General features: G+C 75.5%; 12 protein-coding genes and 1 pseudogene. 6 read left to right on the plus strand and 7 right to left on the minus strand.

Translation table 11 applies throughout. From position 1 onward, the window contains the following. Positions 1-2 precede the first annotated feature (2 nt). Positions 3-434 (minus strand): hypothetical protein, encoded by a 432-nt coding sequence (locus EWV39_RS00600; protein WP_129656372.1) that lies wholly within the window; start codon positions 432-434, stop codon positions 3-5. Between the two features lie 672 nt (positions 435-1,106). Between EWV39_RS00600 and EWV39_RS00605 the strand changes: the two genes are divergently transcribed. Together EWV39_RS00605 and EWV39_RS14320 are read left to right on the plus strand one after the other, a co-directional pair. Then, positions 1,107-2,525 carry a phytoene desaturase family protein gene (locus EWV39_RS00605; protein WP_129656373.1) on the plus strand — a complete coding sequence of 473 codons (1,419 nt, stop codon included), beginning with the start codon at positions 1,107-1,109 and terminating at the stop codon, positions 2,523-2,525. 454 nt (positions 2,526-2,979) lie between these two features. Further along, positions 2,980-3,996, plus strand: a pseudogene (locus EWV39_RS14320) (FAD-dependent monooxygenase); the annotation flags it as partial. A gap of 14 nt (positions 3,997-4,010) precedes the next feature. Here EWV39_RS14320 and EWV39_RS13735 read toward each other — a convergent pair. Then, complete coding sequence (locus EWV39_RS13735; RefSeq protein WP_165313059.1) at positions 4,011-4,157, minus strand: hypothetical protein; 147 nt, start codon at positions 4,155-4,157, stop codon at positions 4,011-4,013. 141 nt (positions 4,158-4,298) lie between these two features. Between EWV39_RS13735 and EWV39_RS14325 the strand changes: the two genes are divergently transcribed. Then, the gene (locus tag EWV39_RS14325) at positions 4,299-4,511 is read left to right on the plus strand and encodes an aromatic-ring hydroxylase C-terminal domain-containing protein (protein WP_420329939.1); all 213 of its coding nucleotides are present in this window, start codon (positions 4,299-4,301) and stop codon (positions 4,509-4,511) included. Between the two features lie 187 nt (positions 4,512-4,698). Here the strand turns inward: EWV39_RS14325 and EWV39_RS00615 are convergent, their stop codons facing one another. The 3 genes from EWV39_RS00615 to galU form a co-directional block, all read right to left on the minus strand. Next, positions 4,699-6,399 (minus strand): CYTH and CHAD domain-containing protein, encoded by a 1,701-nt coding sequence (locus EWV39_RS00615; protein WP_129656374.1) that lies wholly within the window; start codon positions 6,397-6,399, stop codon positions 4,699-4,701. Between the two features lie 120 nt (positions 6,400-6,519). Continuing rightward, on the minus strand, positions 6,520-7,530 hold the full coding sequence (locus tag EWV39_RS00620) for a hypothetical protein (protein WP_129656375.1): 1,011 nt from the start codon (positions 7,528-7,530) through the stop codon (positions 6,520-6,522). Between the two features lie 525 nt (positions 7,531-8,055). Next, positions 8,056-8,970 (minus strand): UTP--glucose-1-phosphate uridylyltransferase GalU, encoded by a 915-nt coding sequence (galU, locus tag EWV39_RS00625; RefSeq protein ID WP_129656376.1) that lies wholly within the window; start codon positions 8,968-8,970, stop codon positions 8,056-8,058. Positions 8,971-9,046: 76 nt separating this feature from the next. On the opposite strand from galU, the gene EWV39_RS00630 reads away from it, so the two are divergent. The 3 genes from EWV39_RS00630 to EWV39_RS00640 all read left to right on the plus strand — a co-directional run bounded on the left by EWV39_RS00630 (position 9,047) and on the right by EWV39_RS00640 (position 10,981). Beyond that, positions 9,047-9,679, plus strand: coding sequence for a 5-formyltetrahydrofolate cyclo-ligase (locus EWV39_RS00630; RefSeq protein ID WP_165313060.1), 633 nt, complete (start codon positions 9,047-9,049; stop codon positions 9,677-9,679). 72 nt (positions 9,680-9,751) lie between these two features. Further along, complete coding sequence (locus EWV39_RS00635) at positions 9,752-9,991, plus strand: FmdB family zinc ribbon protein (protein ID WP_129656378.1); 240 nt, start codon at positions 9,752-9,754, stop codon at positions 9,989-9,991. Between the two features lie 369 nt (positions 9,992-10,360). Further along, positions 10,361-10,981 (plus strand): CpaB family protein, encoded by a 621-nt coding sequence (locus tag EWV39_RS00640; protein ID WP_129656379.1) that lies wholly within the window; start codon positions 10,361-10,363, stop codon positions 10,979-10,981. 426 nt (positions 10,982-11,407) lie between these two features. Here the strand turns inward: EWV39_RS00640 and EWV39_RS00645 are convergent, their stop codons facing one another. Both EWV39_RS00645 and EWV39_RS00650 read right to left on the minus strand, forming a co-directional pair. Beyond that, a complete protein-coding gene (locus EWV39_RS00645) occupies positions 11,408-15,583 on the minus strand; it encodes a DNA helicase (RefSeq protein WP_129656380.1) in 4,176 nt (1,391 codons plus the stop codon). 133 nt (positions 15,584-15,716) lie between these two features. Next, positions 15,717-16,490, minus strand: coding sequence for a MurR/RpiR family transcriptional regulator (locus tag EWV39_RS00650; RefSeq protein ID WP_129656381.1), 774 nt, complete (start codon positions 16,488-16,490; stop codon positions 15,717-15,719). Positions 16,491-16,777 lie beyond the last annotated feature (287 nt).

A 16,777-nucleotide genomic window follows, 5' to 3' on the forward strand; every position in this document is an offset into this window, starting at 1 on the left:
GTCTACTCGAACAGGTTCCCGCCGAAGCCCCACTGGGAGCCGAGCTCGCCCAGCCGGTCCAGGCCGGCCCCGCCGAGCAGGCCCTCGGCGTCGACCCCCTCGGTCATCTGACCGAGCTCCGCGATCTCCTCCGGCGCCTCCAGCCCCTGCAGGCCCTCCAGCAGCGGCCCGGCGGCCGCGCTGAGAACCGCGCCGCCCGCCACCGCGGCGAGCAGTCCCCCGCCCGCCGCTCCGATGCCGACGCCGGCCGCCGCGGCCCCCAGCCCGCGCCCCCGTCCGCCCTGTGCCGCGCCCGCGCCTCCTCCGCCCAGCACGCGCTGGATCAGGCCGGGCTTCATGACCTCGGCCCGGGTCGCCGAGCGCGCGAGGTCCTCCGGCCGGGAGGACGCGGGACGCTCCGGGGCGGGGAACTCGGCGTCGAAGCGCGAGCGCACCTCGTCGCGCTGCTCGGGCGAGAGGCGGTCGAAGGCGTCCCGGTTGACCTGCTCGAGCTTCTCCGGCGGGGCCGTGCGGGTCAGGTACTCGTACTTGGCGAGCGCGCTCCTCCTCGGAGGAAGCGCCGTCCGGGCGCTGGCCGCCCGGGACGGAGGGACCGCCGGTCCTGGCTCCTGCGAGGTCGCCGGGGCCCGCGGTCCGGCCGTCGGGGGTCCCGGCTCGCTGCTCCCCCGGCCGCGCGCCCTGGGGGCTCCCGCCGGGCTGCTCGGCGGGCGCCGTCTTCTCCTGGACCTTCTGCGCCACCGTGTGGGCGATCGCCCGCCAGTCGCGGCCCCCGCCCTGGCGCCCGGAGGCGCCCCGGTCCGATCTGGACGAGGCGGCGTCGACGATCGTCTTGAAGAGTCTGGACATGCTGCTCATGGGCGGGGCCTTCCGTGGTCGAGCCATCAGTGACCCTCACTGTGGCTCACCGCACTGGGAAATACCCGGGGATCACCAGGGAGAACGGCATGGATCCGGGCGCGACGCCGCGACGCCGCGGCCGGCCCCGCCTTCCCAGGGATCCGCGCCGACCCGGGGACGGGGCCGCCTGCCCCCTCGGCCTCCGGCCCGGGTCGGGGCTAGGGTCGAGGGAAGACGGCGTCCGCACGCGCCGGGGAACGGGAGGCTCCATGAGGATCGCGGTGGTCGGATCGGGCCCCAACGGCCTGACGGCGGCCTGCAGGCTCGCCCGGGCGGGACTCGAGGTGACCGTGTACGAGCGGGCCGAGGCCCCCGGCGGCGCCTGCCGCTCCGCGCCCGTGCTCGGCGAAGGGACGGTCGTGGACCTGGGTGCCGCCGCCCATCCCTTCGGAGCGGCGAGCCCGGCCTTCGCGGCGCTGGGCCTGCAGGACCGCGGCCTCGAATGGCTCCATCCGGAGGTCCCTCTCGCCCATCCCCTCCCCGGCGGACCCGCCGCCCTGCTCCGGCGCGACGCCGAGGGGACCGCCCGCGGCCTGGGCCGCGACACCCGGGCCTGGCGCGCCGTCCACGCCCCGTTCGCCGAGGCCCCCGAGGCGATCCCGCGCAACGTCATGGGGCCGCTCCTGCGCTGGCCGCGCGACCCGCTCGTCATGGCGAGGTTCGGTGCCCGGGCGGTGTGGAGCGCCTCCGCCCTGGCCCGCGCGGCCTTCCGGGGCGAGCGGGCCAGGGCGCTGTTCACCGGATCGGCCCTGCACTCCATGCTGCCGCCGACCCACCCGCTCACCGCGGCCTTCGGCGGCGTCTTCGGATCCCTGGGGATGACCAGCGGCTGGCCCGTGGCCCGGGGCGGCTCGCAGGCGATCGTGGACGCGCTGGTGCGGACCCTGACCGAGGCCGGCGGGAGCATCCGCTGCGGCGTGGAGGTGACCGACCTGAGAGAGCTGCCGGCGCACGACGCGGCGGTGCTCGACGTCGTGCCCTCCCGCCTCCTGGAGCTCGGCGGCACGGACCTGCCGGAGCGGTACGCGCGCCGCCTCAGCCGGTGGCGCCACGGCCCCGCCGCCCACAAGGTGGACTACCTGCTCGACGGCCCTGTCCCCTGGACGGACCCGGCGGTGGCCGGTGCTGGGACCGCGCACGTCGTCGGGAGCACCCGCGAGATGGCGGAGGCGGAGGCCGCCGTGCGCCGCGGCTCGCTGCCCCAGCGGCCCTTCGTCATGGTCACCCAGCAGCAGGCTGCCGACCCCTCTCGCTGCTCCCTGCCCGGCCGTCACGTGCTGTGGGCCTACGCGCACGTGCCGAACGGCTGCGAGCGGGACGTCCGGCCCCTGATCGACGCGCAGATCGAGCGGTTCGCCCCGGGGTTCCGGGACCGGATCCTCGAGGCCCAGGTGACCTCCCCCGCCGCACTGGAGCACTGGGACCCCAACCTGGTGGGCGGGGACATCGGCGGAGGGTCCCTGAGCGGGCTCCAGCAGGTCTTCCGCCCGACGCCGTCCTGGCAGCCGTACCGGGCCGGCCGCCGCGGCCTGTACCTCTGCTCATCCTCGACGCCGCCCGGCGGCGGCGCGCACGGGATGGGCGGATGGAACGCGGCCGGCGTCGTGCTGCGGGATCTCGGGGCATGATCTCGGGGCACGATAGCGAAGAGTCACTGTGATTTAGGGCACCTTTCGCAGGGCACCCCCGTTCACCATCTTGGATCTGACTAGGAGTTTCATTGTGCACCAGGGTGAACCGGGCTTCGGCGATGCAGATTTTTTCTGCGGAAACCTCAGGTGAGGGTAGCCAAACCTCATCCCATTAGGTTATGTTTTTATTACCAAATAGCCGGGAGGCAGTTCGGAGGGAACGGCGGACCATCCGCCGCCTGACGGACCGGCGCCTCCGCCGTGTGAAGATCTTCTTCCTGTGTGTGATGCAAAGGATGGGCCCCGGGAGACCGGGGCCCATCCGCCTTTTAAGCCGTCCCTGCTGGCCGGTCCTCGCCCCGCCCTCCTGCGCCCCGCTGCAGCCGAGTAGAATCAACCGCCTCGCGAAGGAGCCGGCCCAGCGCGCCGGGGAGAGGCAGGGGATCAGAAGATGGACTCGTACGACGTCGTCGTGGCGGGAGCCGGCCCAGTGGGCCTGTTGCTCGCTGGGGACCTGGCCGGCGCGGGGATTCGGGTCCTGGTGGTGGACCGGCTCGCCGCTCCCGGCGCCGAGCCGAAGGCGAACGCCGTGGTCGGGCAGGCGGCCCGGCTGCTGCGCCATCGGGGCCTGCCGGAGCGGATGGGCCTCGCCGAGCCTCCCGCAGCGTCGTCGGTCTTCCAGTTCGGGGGCATCCCGCTGGACCTGACCTCCGCCCCGGAGGATCCGCTGCACGGCCTGCCCGTCACCCAGCGGGGCCTCGAGGCGGCGCTGGCCGAGAGGGCGTCCGAGCTGGGCGCGGAGCTCAGGAGGCCGTGCGAGCTCCTCGGCTGGACCGAGGAGGGCGGCTCGGTGTCCGTGCGGGTCCGCGAGGAAGCCGGGGAGAGCCGCGTCTGCGCGGCGTACCTCGTCGGCTGCGACGGCGCTTCGAGCCGGGTCCGCGGCCTCGCGGGCATCGGGTTCCCCGGCGTCACCGACGCGGAGGTCGTCTCGCGCACCGCCGAGGCCCACATCCTGGGCGCCGAGGTCAGGCCGCGGGAGGCCGCGGCCGAGGTCCCCGGGGCCGGCCGGCTGGGGCTCTACCAGTGGCACCGGACGGAAGCGGGAGCGTGGGTGATGATGCCGCGCCCGGGTGGGGCCCTGCTGGTCAGCGTCATGGAATGGGGCGACGGGGAGCCTGCCGGAGCAGAGAAGCCCGAGGTGACCGTGGAGGAGGTCTCCGAGGCCCTGAGGAGGGTGCTGGGGGCCCGGGTCCCGCTGCGGGCGCCCGAGGGCCCCGGACCGCACCAGCTGCGCCGTTGGAGGGGGCGCAACACGCGCATCGCCTCCTCCTACCGCCGCGGCCGCGTCCTGCTCGCCGGCGACGCCGCGCACGTCCACAACGCCGTCGGCGCGCCGGGGCTGAACGTCGGCCTCCAGGACGCCGCCTGCCTGGCATGGCGCCTCGCCGCGACGCTGCGGGGCGCCGGCGATCTGCTCCCCGGCTACGAGGCGGAGCGGCGCCCCGCCGCCGAGCGGGTCGCGATGCAGACGCAGGTGCAGACCCTACTGCTGTCCCCGGGCAGCGCGATCGCCTCGCTGCGGGCACTGCTGACGGAGCTGTTCGAGGAGCCGGCCGTCACCGGGCGCATGGCGCGCCTGCTCGAGGGATCCGACGTCGTCTATCCCGCCGCCGCCGGGGCCCACCCGCTGGTCGGCCGGTTCGTCCCCGCCGTCGGCGACCTCGACGCCCGGCTGGGCTCCGCGCTGCCGACCCTGGTGGACTTCGGCGGCTGGCAGGAACCGGTCCCTCCCGGCCTCGCGGTGGTGCGGCTGCCGTCCGGGGATCGCTCAGGCGCCGGGGGGGGCGGGATGCCGCGGGGACGCCCGCCGCCGCGCTGGTCCGCCCGGACGGCTACGTGGCGTGGGCCGCGGAAGAGGGCGTCCCCGAGACTGCGGCCGGGCTGCGCCGGGCCGCCGCGGAGCTGGCCGTCACGTCTCGGTGAGGACGCCCCAGAGGTCAGGGAGCCGGGCCTAGCCGGTGAGGCGGCCGAGGGGCCGGAGCCGCGCTCCACCGGTGAGGCGGCCTCCGACGTCGGGGGCTCGGCGCTGCCCGCGAGACGGCGTCGGACAGCGGCGCCAGGGTCTCCCGGACGCCCCCGACACCGGCGGCGCCCGCGGTTCCCGCTGCCCTCAGGCGCCCACGGCCCGCAGGCCGTCCTCCAGGCGCCGCTCGTGCTCCCCGGCCATGCCGCCCAGCAGGATGCCGACGGCGAGCCGGTCGGCGTCGCGCCTCTGCAGCGTCCTCGCCGCGTGCTCCAGCCAGTCCTGCGCGGCGCCGGCGTCCATCAGGCGGCCCAGGACCGACTGCGTCGCGGAGGCCTCCGAGCGCAGGGCGTCCACCTTGGCGGCCCGCTTCTGCGAGAGGACGCCGGTGGCCTCCAGGGCCTCGGCGGCGTACCGCAGGCTCTTGGCGGCCTTGCGGACGTCGTGGAGCCGTCGCAGGACCTTGCGGCCGGGCGCCGCGTCCTCCTCGGCCCCGACGTGCAGCCCGAGGGCCGCCACCGCCTCCGGGCCGACCTCGCCGGCACCGGCCTTCCGCCACGCCGCGCGGGCCTTCTCCCGGCGGCGTCGCACCCTGCCCTCGAGCTCCTCGACCATCCGGCGGCCCAGCTTGCGCGGGGAGGCGTCCGCCACGGAGCGGCGGAGCCTCGGCTCTTCGACCAGGGCGGTGAGCTCCTCGAGGACTCTCCGGTGCTCCTCGGATCCCAGGTGGGCGACGGCGCGCCGGTGGGCGGCCCGCCCCTCCTCCTCGAGCAGGTCCTCCAGCTCGCGGCGGGCCGCCCGGGTCAGCCCCGGCCAGGCGGACTGCCGCTCGATCTCCTTGCGGATGACCTCCAGGTCCCGCTCCTCGCCCAGGGCCAGGCCCGCCGAGCGCAGGCCCTCCACGATGCCCTCGCTGAGGGACCGCGGCATGGAGCCGCGCAGGCCCCGCAGGATGCTGCGGATGGACCGCATCCGGATCCGCAGCTGATGGACGGCGTCGGGGGCGTCCGCGCGCACCGCCAGGTCGAGGACCGGCAGCTCCTCCAGGTGGGGGCGGAGCAGGGCGGTCACCAAGGCCGCCCCGTTGGCGACCGGGGCCCCGGTCCCGCCGGGGGTCGCCGCCTCGTCCCGCGATCCCTTCCCGGCAGGCTTCTCCCTGCTCGGATCCTCCGCCGTCGGCTTCCCTCCGGTCGGGTACTCCTCGCCGGGGATGTCCGCCGCCTCGTCGAAGGCCCGGTCCTCCCCCAGCGCGCGGGCGATCTTCGCGACCGAGGAGGACTCGGCGGCCCCGGCCTTCCGCAGCGCCTCGTCGAGGACCGAGAAGGCGTGCTCGGCGACCTCGGCGGGCAACCCGGCGTCGGCTAGCTCCACCTCCCACTCGCGCCACGCCCGCTCCCGGCCGGTGGAGTGGTCCAGCGCCCGGACGTCGTCGTCGCACACCTCGACCACCTGCTCGCCCCGCTCGTCCTCCAGCAGGGTGCGACGCCGGTGGGTCGCCAGATGCGCCAGCGGCACCAGCGGCGCCTCGCCGGTCAGCCCGCTCACCAGGCTCTGCACGGCCCGGGGCATCCCGGTGCGGTCCTTCAGCAGCGGGAAGTGCACCTCGTGCCGGGCGCCGTTCCAGCTGAACTTCACGTGCCAGCCCTCGTCGTGACCGCCCCGCCGCCTGCGCAGCGCGACCTTCCGGGCCAGCAGGTCGCGGGCCTCGGTGTCGAAGTACGTGGCGTCGAGCTCCTGGTCCTGCACCTCGGCGACGGAGAGGCCGGGGACGTCCTCGAGGTCGGGCCCTGCGGTCCCGTCCGCGGGGGCCTCGTACTTCTTCTCGATCTCCAGCTGGCTCTTGCTCATGGGGCCTCCGTGGGCCGTCGCCGCCGGCGGCCCGGTCGGGCGAGCGCGGTCCGCCGGGTGGGGCGGCGCGGTCGCGTCAGTGGGTGTGGTGGGCGGTCAGGGCGGCCCGCGCGCCGCGCCTCAGGCGCGGCGGCGGGAGAGCACGTCGTCGAGGTCGATGGGACGGGCCCGGCGGCTCGCCTCCTCGAGGCTCTTGGAGTGGGCCTCCGGCTCGGCCGGGGGCGTGAGCGGCTCGGGCCGCTCCCGGTGCGCCTCGGGGGCGTCGACGTAGGTGGGCTTGGGGACCTCGACCGGGTCCCACGTGCTGCCCGTCGCGCGGAAGGCCTCGCTGGGACGCGCCGCGGAGCGCTTGGCCTGGGCCCGCAGCTCCGCGAGACCGTTCCGGGGGGCTTCCCCCCGGGACTCGCCGGTCGGCGCCTGGGGCGCGCGGTCGTACAGGCGGGGCTGCGGGGTCGCGGCGGTGGGACGACGCGGGGCGGAGCGGAGGGCGCCCGAGGCGGGGGCCACGACGTCGGCGGACGCCCGACGGCCAGCGGCCGGCGCGGCGGAGGAGCCCCGGGCGGAAGGCCGGGCCGGGGCCCCCGCAGCCCGCGCGGGGGCGGAGACAGACGGGGCCTGCCGCTCGGGCGCCTCGGTGCGGGCGGAGGCCGAGCGTCCCGTGGCCTCGGAACGGCCGGAGGCCCGCGCCTCCGAAGCGGAGCGCGACGACGCCCGGCCGGCGGTCCCCTCCCCGGCGCGGACCGCCGGACGCGATGCAGTGGCGGCCGAGGCGGAGCTCGAGGCCGGAGCCGCGGAACGCGACGTCGTGCCGCCGGCCCGGAGCGCCTCGCGGTCGCTCAGGGCCAGGTAGCGCAGGGAGGCCAGGGCGCCGATCCCCACGATGACGAGGAAGACCGGCAGGGGCCAGCCGATGCCGGTGAAGGGGCTCAGGACCGCGGTGAGGGCGGCGCCCAGCAGGCCGAGCAGCCCGGCCAGGGCGATGGCGGTGCGGCCCCAGCGGATGCCCGGGGCCGCAGCGCACCCGGCGGGGGCGGCGCCTTCGCTACGCGGGACGCGCACGCCCTCGGGGCGGGGGTCTCGGATGGGCTCAGCCGCGCCTTCGGGCTCGCCGGGAGGGAGATTGCTCGTCATGTCGGTCCTTTGACACGCAGGGGCATGGTCCCGGGGGAAGGCGGGGGTTGACTCCTCCATGATATCCCGTGCGGTGACCTGGGCAACAACCACGGGATGGCGCTTGCGGTCGATGCTGCGCACCAGGCGCGCCAGGAGAACGAAGACGACGAGGAGCAGGATGCTCGACATCGAAACCCAGGAGAAAGTCACCCCCTCACTGTATCCGCTGGGACGCCGGGGTTCACCCCGGCCGTCCCGGTGCGTCGCGCCGTGTCTCCCGCGGGGCGGGCACGGGGGCGGGAGACGGTCGCAGGACCCGGAGAGGATGGCGGGGCTCGAAGAGGGACGGGAGGGTCCTCGAAGCGGGCGGGAGGATCGGCGCGCAGAGCGGGCGGGAGGGTGGCCTCCGCGGACGCGCCGACGACCTCTCCGCCCCCCCACGGCTCATCCCAGGGGACGCGCGAGGGCGCCGGCGGACGCACTCGTCCTCCGGCGCCCTCGCGCCCACCGCACGGTCCCTCGGCCCCCACCGGGGCCGGCGGGCTACTCGGCCGGGAGCGTCTCCACGAACTCCTTGAGCCACGAGCGGATGCCCGGCCCGAGGTCCTCGTGCTCGGCGGCCAGGATGACGTTGGCCTTCAGGTAGGAGAGCTTGTCCCCGGTGTCGAAGCGACGGCCCTTGAAGACGACGCCGTAGACGCCCTCGCCCTCGCCGCTGCCCTGCCCCAGGGTCTCCAGCGCGTCGGTGAGCTGGATCTCGTCGCCGCGCCCGGGAGGGGTGTTCTCCAGGACGTCGAAGACGCGGGGGTGCAGCACGTAGCGGCCGATGATCGCGAGATTGGACGGCGCGTCCTCGGGAGCCGGCTTCTCGACCATGCCGGTGACCTTGACGTAGTCCTCGCCCTCCACGGCCTCCACGGCCGCGCAGCCGTAGGCGCTGATCTGGTCCTGCGGGACCTCCATGAGCGCGACGACGTTGGCGCCGGTGCTCCGCTGCGCCTCGATCATGCGGACCAGCAGATCTTCCTTCTCGTCGATCAGGTCGTCGCCCAGCAGCACCGCGAAGGGGTGCTCGCCGACGTGCGTCTTGGCCCGCAGCACCGCGTGGCCCAGCCCGCGCGGGTCGCCCTGGCGGAGGTAGTGCAGCTCGCCCAGGGCCGTGGCCTGCTCGACGGACTCCAGCAGGGCGTCCTTGCCCGACTCCTTGAGGGAGGCCTCGAGGTCGGGGACGCGGTCGAAGTGGTCCTCGAGCGCGCGTTTGGAACGGCCGGTGATCATGAGGATGTCGTCCAGGCCCGCCGAGACGGCCTCCTGGACGACGTACTGGATGGCGGGCCGATCGACGACCGGCAGCATTTCCTTGGGGCTGGCCTTCGTCGCCGGGAGGAAGCGCGTTCCCATGCCCGCGGCGGGGATCACTGCCTTGGTGACGGGCTGTGCAGATGTATTTGCGGTCATAACCACACCATAGCGGAGGACCCGCCCCATTCCCCCACTACCGCGGAGTATGGCGTACGTGAGTTACGGTCGGCGTATGGAGAGCACGGGAGGCGGGATGGACGCCGTCGAGGAGAAGGCCCGCCTGCGCGGGCTGATGATGGACCGGCGCGGACAGCGGGCGCTGGAGGACGACGCCGCCGCCGAGCGCTCCCGCGACGCCCGCGCCTTCGCGGAGCACCTCGGCCCGCTCGTGCGGCGCCGCTGCCCGGCCGGCGGGACGGTCGCCGCCTTCATGCCGACGCCGACCGAGCCGCCCCTGCTCGACGCGATGGAGGCCTTCCACGCCGCGGGCCGCCGGGTGATCGTCCCCGTCAGCCTGCCCGAGCGGCGGCTGGCGTGGGCGGAGTGGTTCCCCGGCGTACCGGTCCGGCAGGCGGGCTTCGGCATCGAGGAGCCGGAGGGCGAGCTCCTGGACGCCGAGGAGTTCCTGCGCGCCGCGGTGCGCCTCGTCCCGGCCCTGGCCGTCGACGCCGACGGCGTGCGCATGGGCTACGGGGGCGGCTACTACGACACCGCGCTCGACGCCGCGGGGGCGGCGGGCGCCGTCGGCGTCCTCTACGCGGACGAGCTGCTGCCCGCGGGCCGGGTGCCCGCCCAGCCGCACGACGCGCGCCTGCTCGAGGCCTGCACCGAGCAGGGCCTGGTGAGCTTCCCCCTGGGCCGGTAGCCCGCGGGAGCCGGGGCACGCGCGCAGGAGTATGATGGTGCGCCGATACCGACTTCACGAGGGAGGACCAGCGTGCCCGTCTACGCCTACCAGTGCAAGAGCTGCCAGCACCGCTTCGACATCCGCCAGGCGTTCAGCGACGACGCCCTGACCGAGTGCCCCGAGTGCCACCGACCGGAGCTGCGCAAGAAGTTCAACACCGTCGGCGTGAGCTTCAAGGGCAGCGGGTTCTACAGCACCGACGCCAAGGCGGCCTCCTCGAGCGGCTCCTCTTCGGCCTCCTCGACCTCCTCCTCTTCCTCCGAGTCCTGAGGCGGCCGTCCCGAGGGCCCTCCCGGAGGAGCTGAGCGGGAGGGTTATCCACCGTTCGGCCCTCTTCCGCTCCCGGGGACGGCGGGACGGGCCGCGGGGTGCCAGTCTGGCGACATGGTCTCGCGTTCCCCTCTGCTCCCGTTCCCGCCCCCGTCTCGACGGCGGATCCGTCCCGCCGCCGGAACCGGCCTCGTCGACGTCGGGGCCGCCGGCTGCCCCGGCCTGACTTCCCCCGGAGACGGCCCGATCCGCCGCTCCGTCGACCCGGGCAACGACCTGCGCCCCGAGGGCGACGGCGCCCGCCGCGGCTCCCTCTCTCGCCCGCCCGCTCCCCGACGCAGAGGCGCGCCCCGCGTCATCCCGGTGTGGGTGCGGTGGCGGTCGGCGCTGAGCCGGCGCGCCCGCGGGGTCGGCGCGCTCCTCCTGATCCTCGCGGCCGCTGCGGCGATCCTGGTGCCGCGCGGCTCCCCCGCCCCGCCGGGACGGCTCGTGGTCGCCGAGCGGGACCTGCCCGTGGGCCACCTCGTCACGGCGGGGGACCTCGCCGTGCGCGAGGCCTCCGGCCCCGGCCTGCCCCGCGCCGAGGAGGCGGAGGCCCTCCGCTCCGAGCTCCTCGAGTCGCAGCTCGCGGTCCCGGTGCGCCGAGGCGAGGTCCTGGCGAGCGGCATGGTCTCCTCCGGGGAGCTCGTACGGGAGCTGCCCGAGGGCATGGTGGCCGTGAGCGTCCGGGCCCGGGAGCCGACGTCGCAGGAGCTGCTGAGCCCCGGCGTCCGCGCCACGCTCCTGGCCTCCTCGCCGGAGGGGGAGGTCATCGAGGCCGAGGCCCTGATCCTCCGAGGGCCCGACGGCGCCACGAGCGGAGCCGAGGCCGGGTGGGGCGCCGCGTCGCGGGAGGGCGGGGCGGGGCCGGTCCTGGTCGGCGTCGGCATCGAGGAGGCCCGCCGGCTCGCCGCGGCGGATGGAGGGATGGGCTTCGCCGTGCATCGGTGAGGGGCCCGGCCTGAGGCGGCTCCTGCTCCCGTCCCCGCCCCTGGAACTGTCCCGGAGACGCCCACGGAACTGTCCCGGTCCGGTGCCGGTCCTGCCCCGGCAGATCCAGGGCCGGGGCAGAACCGGGAGGTCATCCCCAGTGCGGCGGGCGCTCCTCCATCAGCCAGCGGGCCCGCGCGTCCAGGGGCGCGTCCCCGCGCGCGGGAACGTCCTTCGCGGCACGGTCCTTCGCGACGTCGTCCTTCTGCGCGCCCGGACGCTGGGGCCGGGCGGCCCCCGGATCCGAGGGCTGAGCGGGCTCCTGGGGGCGTTCGCCTTCCGCCGGGGCGGGGGGCCCGTCCTCGGGCTCAGGCGCGGTCCAGGTCCCGCCGCTCGCGCGGCGGGGGCCCCGGTGCCGGTATCGCCGCGGTTGAGGATCGCTCACCGTCAGGCTCCCTCGTGCGGTCCCGGAGCCTCCGCGGCGGCGCGGCCGCCGGAGGCCAACCGTCCGCGCTCGGCGTCGTGGGATCCCGGGCCGGCCTCGGCGGCGGCGCCCGGGTCGACTCCCAGGGTCCGGAGGATCCCCTCCGCGACGCCCTGGGGATCGGAGAAGACGTCGACCGTCCACACCGGCGTGTGGTTCCATCCGGTCCTCATCAGCAGCTCGGGCAGCAGCCGCGAGCGCTCGCGCACCGTCATCCTGGCGTACTCCTCGGTGCCGTCGGAGGTCACCGCGACGGGGAAGCGCAGGGGCTCGGCCGTCTCCCGCGGCCCGCGGGTCCCCTGCCCGGAGGTTCGCGCCCGGGGACTGGGGATCGCCCCGGCGGAGAGCGACTCCCCCGGCGCCGTGGCGACGGCGTCGACCTCCAGCTCGGGGCTCAGCCCCACCTGGGCGCCGCGGATGCGCAGGCGCCCGGCCAGGTCGGCCAGGAGCCAGTCGGCCTGCTGCTCACGCTCGTCGGGGTCGTACACGGAGAGGAAGCGGCTTGCCGAGCGGTCGCCCGCCAGCGGGTCCTCTCCCCCGCCCAGCCGTCCGGGCTCGGCCGGCCCGCCCGAGGACTCGGCCTGCCGGGCCGCCTCGTACCGCTCGAGCAGGCCCACCAGGTCCGCCGTCCCCGTCCGGAGGTCGCAGGCCCGCAGCTGCTCGAGCGTGAGGGAGGAGACGACGCGGGTGTGGAAGCGCGCGGCCGTCATCGCCATGACGAAGCGCTGCCTCCCCCGGGAGTCGGCGAGCTGGCCGAAGTGGTCGGCGCGCCCGCCCGCCTCCGGGGCCACGCCCAGGGACAGGATCACCCGGTCCCGCCGCACGCCGCGGGCCCGGGCGAGGTCGAGCACCCGGAAGGGCTCCGAGCGCGGGGCGAAGAACTCGGCGAGCTCCGGGTGCCGACCGATGCCGTAGCGCACCCCCTCCGCGATCCGGGCGGCGTGGCGCGGGCCGGCGGTCAGCACGGCCAGGGACTGCCGCGGGTTCCGGGCGGCGTGGTCGAAGATCATCCCGACCACCGCCCGCACCTCCGCGGCGGGGGACTCGACGACCGGGGCGCCCAGGTGGTCGTCCGGCTGCTCGGCGTGCAGGTAGTCGACCCGCAGCGAGCGCACCGAGTCCACGACCTCCTCGCCGTAGGGCATGGAGCGCAGCGCGCCGTCGTAGAACTCCTCGTTCAGGTACTCGAGCAGGACCCGGTCGCGGCAGTCGTGGACCCGCTCCAGCGTGCGCGAGGGATAGATCCGGTCGAGCACCTCCAGGACGGACTCCACCGGCGTCCCGCTGGCCTCCCGCTCCTTGCCCAGGAGCGGGGAGACGATGAAGGGCTGGGGGTAGCCCGAGGCGTCGTCGCCGATCGCGATCACCTGGTCGGCGCGCGCGAACGCGGCGAGGCAGGCCCCCAGCGGCGTCGACTCGGCGTCGAGCACCACGACGGCGTCCACCCGGGCCTGCGCGGGCAGGCTCCGTCCGACGGCGAACGGGCTGGTCAGCCACAGCGGCCGCAGGGCCGCCAGGACGCGGGGCGCCTCCTCCAGGTACTCGGCCAGGGGGGCCGGCGCGCCCTTGAGCAGCCGGCGCAGCTGGCGGGCCTGGACCGGCTTGAGGTTCACGGCGCGGTTCCACCCCCGCGCCGCGCCGTGGCGCACCCGGGAGGGGCCCGAGGCCACGTGCGCGGCGTCGGTGCGCCGGTACACGGCCTCCCACTCGCCGAGGCGGTCGCCGTCGACGAGGTTGACCTCGGAGCGGGTCAGCATGATCTCGAAGGCCGACTGCCACCAGGCGAGGTCGAGCTCGTCCGCGACGGCGCGCTGCGGCACCGCCCGCTGCTCCAGGTCCACCAGCAGCTCGCCGAGCCCCTTGCCGCGCAGGATGCTCAGCAGGCGCTCCCGCTCCGGCAGGGTGTCCAGCAGGAAGGGATCCTGGGCCATGGTCTCCAGGATCCGCAGCAGCTCCCGGATCGGCGTCTGGAAGTAGTCGCGCCGCGCCGGGCTGTCCTCCATGACGATGGCCAGCCCCGAGACCTCCGCCGAGAGCCGGTCGTAGGTCCGCCGCAGCTCAGCGAGCCCCTCGGGGACCGACACGACGCGGTCGTCCACGGCCCACCTCTGCCGGGCCTCGTGCTGCTCCTGGACCGTGACCAGGCAGCGGTGCACGTCGGAGAGGTGCACCTGGGGGCGGATGTACTCCTTGGCCGCCCGGCGCAGCTTGGAGCGCTGCAGGGCGGACATGTCGATCCCGCGCTCGCGGCGCCATCCGGAGGACGCGGTCGCGGCGATCAGGTCGGTGACCGGCCCGTCGAAGATCTCGGGGGTGAAGCGCTCGAGCGACTCCTCCACGCCCTCGAGCAGGTCCAGCTGCTCCTCCCAGCCCGCCAGGGTCTCGGCCCGCTCCAGGCCCGCCGACCCGAGCGCGGAGTGCAGGCGCTCGCCGAGCTCGCGCGCGGTCTCCAGGATCTCGCGCACCAGGGCGCGGGCGCGGGTGGTCTCCTCGGTGTTGACCAGCTTGGCGCCGAACCACGGCGAGTGCTTGGTCGTCCCGTGGAAGGCCCGCAGCTCGGCGGCGCGCTCCAGCTGGGCCACGGTCTCCGCGCGGTCCACGGTCGCGTCGAGCACCGCGCGCTTGAAGCGCACCCGGGTGGAGGGCGCGGGGTCCTTGGCGGTGAGCTCGGCCAGCGTCTGCATGGCGCGGTAGGGGGTCACGCCCCAGCGCTCCTCGTGCCAGTGCAGCGACTCGACGTGCTCGGACAGCCGCTCCCGCGCCTGCACGAGGTCGCGGTGCAGCGCCTCCAGCGAGGGCTCCTCGGAGCGCTCGCGGTCCACGATCGAGGAGATCAGGGAGCGGGAGAGCTCCTCCGGGTCGTTCTCCTCCCCCGGCTCGAGCACCAGGTCCGCCAGCCCCAGCTCCTTGAGCCTGCGCTTGGCCTCGGCCAGCGTCGCGCGGCGCTCTCCGAGGACCATGACCGACTTGCCCTGCTCGGCGAGGGCGGCGACGACGTTGAGCGCCGCCCGCAGCAGCTGCGTCCCCGGGGGCGCGGTGACGGTCATCGACTCGCCCGCGCGCGCCAGCTGGGTGATCTCGGAGATCCGGGAGTCGGCGTCGTAGACCAGCGCCTCGTCCCGCGGGCTCAGCGCGTCCGGGTGCGCGGGCTCGTGCGAGAAGCCGCGGCGGGTCCGCGGACCGTCGACCTCGGCCGTCTCCAGGTCCGAGAGGTCCCGCAGGATCCCGGCCGCGGACCGGGTGGGCAGCTGGCCCACGGTGTCGGAGAGGTCCGCGAAGGTCGAGACGACGGTGGTGGCCTCGACGTGCATCCCCAGCACCCCGGAGCACAGGGTGCGAAGGGCCTCGAGCACGGGCTCGGGCGTCAGCCGCGAGCCGGAGACGGCCTTGCGGGCCACGCCCTCGGCCACCGGGTCGATCCCGTACTCCTTGCGCAGCTGGCGCACCATGCCCGGGTTGAGGCGGGCCGGGCCGGTCAGCCGCAGCTCGTAGTCGTCGCCGTCGGGGTGCGGGTTGATGCTGATGGGGGCCAGCAGGATCGGGGCGATGAAGCGCTTCTCGACGCCGCGGCGCTGGCCGGGGGCTCGCACCCGCTCCTCCCGGGAGATCCACGAGGCCGTGCCGGCGGCGAAGAAGCCCGCGGAGAGGCCGTGGTCGGCGTCGAGCTCGAAGGTCTTGGCGCGGATGGCCTGCGCGGAGCGCATGCCGGTGCTCAGCGCCGCGCGGTCCCGGAGGATGGTCGAGAGGCGGGTCTTGCGGCCCGAGAGCAGCTGGGCGTAGCCCGAGGGATTCGACTCCGTGAGGTCGATGTGCACGTTGTCGACGCGGTTGAAGTCCAGCAGGGCGTCCGGGCCGGTGTAGACCTCGACCTGCTCGAGCCAGCGTCCGAGGCGCAGCTCCGAGCCCCCGCCGGCCCCGTGCGCCGGCTCCTCGGGGGCCTCCGCGGGGGCGTCCTGGGTCCCCGAGGAGTCCGCCGGACCGGGGCCTCCCGGGGAGGAGGGGGCCAACGACGCCGACGCGTCCGCTCGCCCGCCGGCCCAGGGGGCACCGGGACGGGCGGTCCGCCGGGCGGGGGCGTCCCGCTCGTCCGGGGCTCCTCCCGGGGACGTGCCGGTTCCTACGGAGTGCGAGTCGCTCACAGTGCCTCAACTTCCCGTGTCTGGTGGTGATGTGCCCGCGACGGCGCGCACCCCTCCATTCTAGGAGTTCTCTCCCCGCGTTCCCGCATCCGCGGCGGAGGGCCTTGCCGGGCGGCGGGCCCCTGCCGCCTCCTCAGGGCCGGACCGCCGCGCGCCCCTCGCGCAGGTGCATCACGTAGCGTCTGACCAGATAGTCCAGCGCGACGTTGAGCCCGATCCACGAGTAGAAGCACTCGGAGCCCGCGACGCGGCCCAGCGGGCTCGCGCAGTAGTGCACGGTCCACTCGGGGCTGTAGCTGGCCTCCCGGTCGCCGAGCCGGGTGATGAGCAGCGTCTGCAGGGACCGGAGGAGGAACAGCTCGGGCAGCTCCGGCGCCTCGGGCATCCCCTCCCCGCCCGAGACGAGGACCAGGAGGTCCTCCGAGCCCATCGCCGGGAGGCTGACCTTGAGCTCCTTGACGCCGGGGATCACCACGGTCGAGGTACCGCTGATCAGCAGCGCCTTGGACAGCTCCTGGGCCGCCATGCCCGCGGAGAAGTCGGTCCCGTAGCAGTAGACGGTCCCCGCCCGCTCGATGCCGTGCAGCACCGGCTCCAGGTCGAGGCGCTCCAGCTGGGCGAGCGTCCCCTCGACGTCGCGCCGCTGCGCCTCCAGCAGGTCCGCGCCCTCCGCGGCGGGGGCGGAGCGGGAGTGCCGCAGGAAGTACTTGAGCTCCGAGAACCCGCTGAAGCCGAGCTTCTTGGTCAGCCGCATCACGGAGGAGGGGGACGTGAAGGTGCTGTGGGCCACGGCCTGCACCGAGGACTCGACCACCCGCTCCTGATTGGCCAGGACGTAGGCCATGATGGCGCGCTCGGTCTCATTCCATTTCTCGTGGCGCGATGCGACCACGCTCTCCAGGTTCATCTTCCCTCCCCCACCCCGCGCGGTCGGCCCCGCGAGGTCACGCTCAAGCTGATCATTGCACTCGGCTCCCCCGGACGGGCCGCGACGCCGCGCGTTCGCCCCGCATTGTGGATCGAGGGGCCCTCCGGCCCCCTCCGCGAGCCGCTGTGGGCTCCCGGGCCGCCGCGGCGCGGCGGGCCCGGCGGGCCGCACGGCCGCGGGGGCCCACTTCCGAGATTAGGCGGGCCCGTGCCGGGAATCCGCCGAAAGCGCGGGCCCGGAACATATGCCGGGGATCCGGCACGGGA

The organism is Rothia halotolerans (genome assembly GCF_004136635.1).
Lineage (GTDB): Bacteria > Actinomycetota > Actinomycetes > Actinomycetales > Micrococcaceae > Rothia > Rothia halotolerans.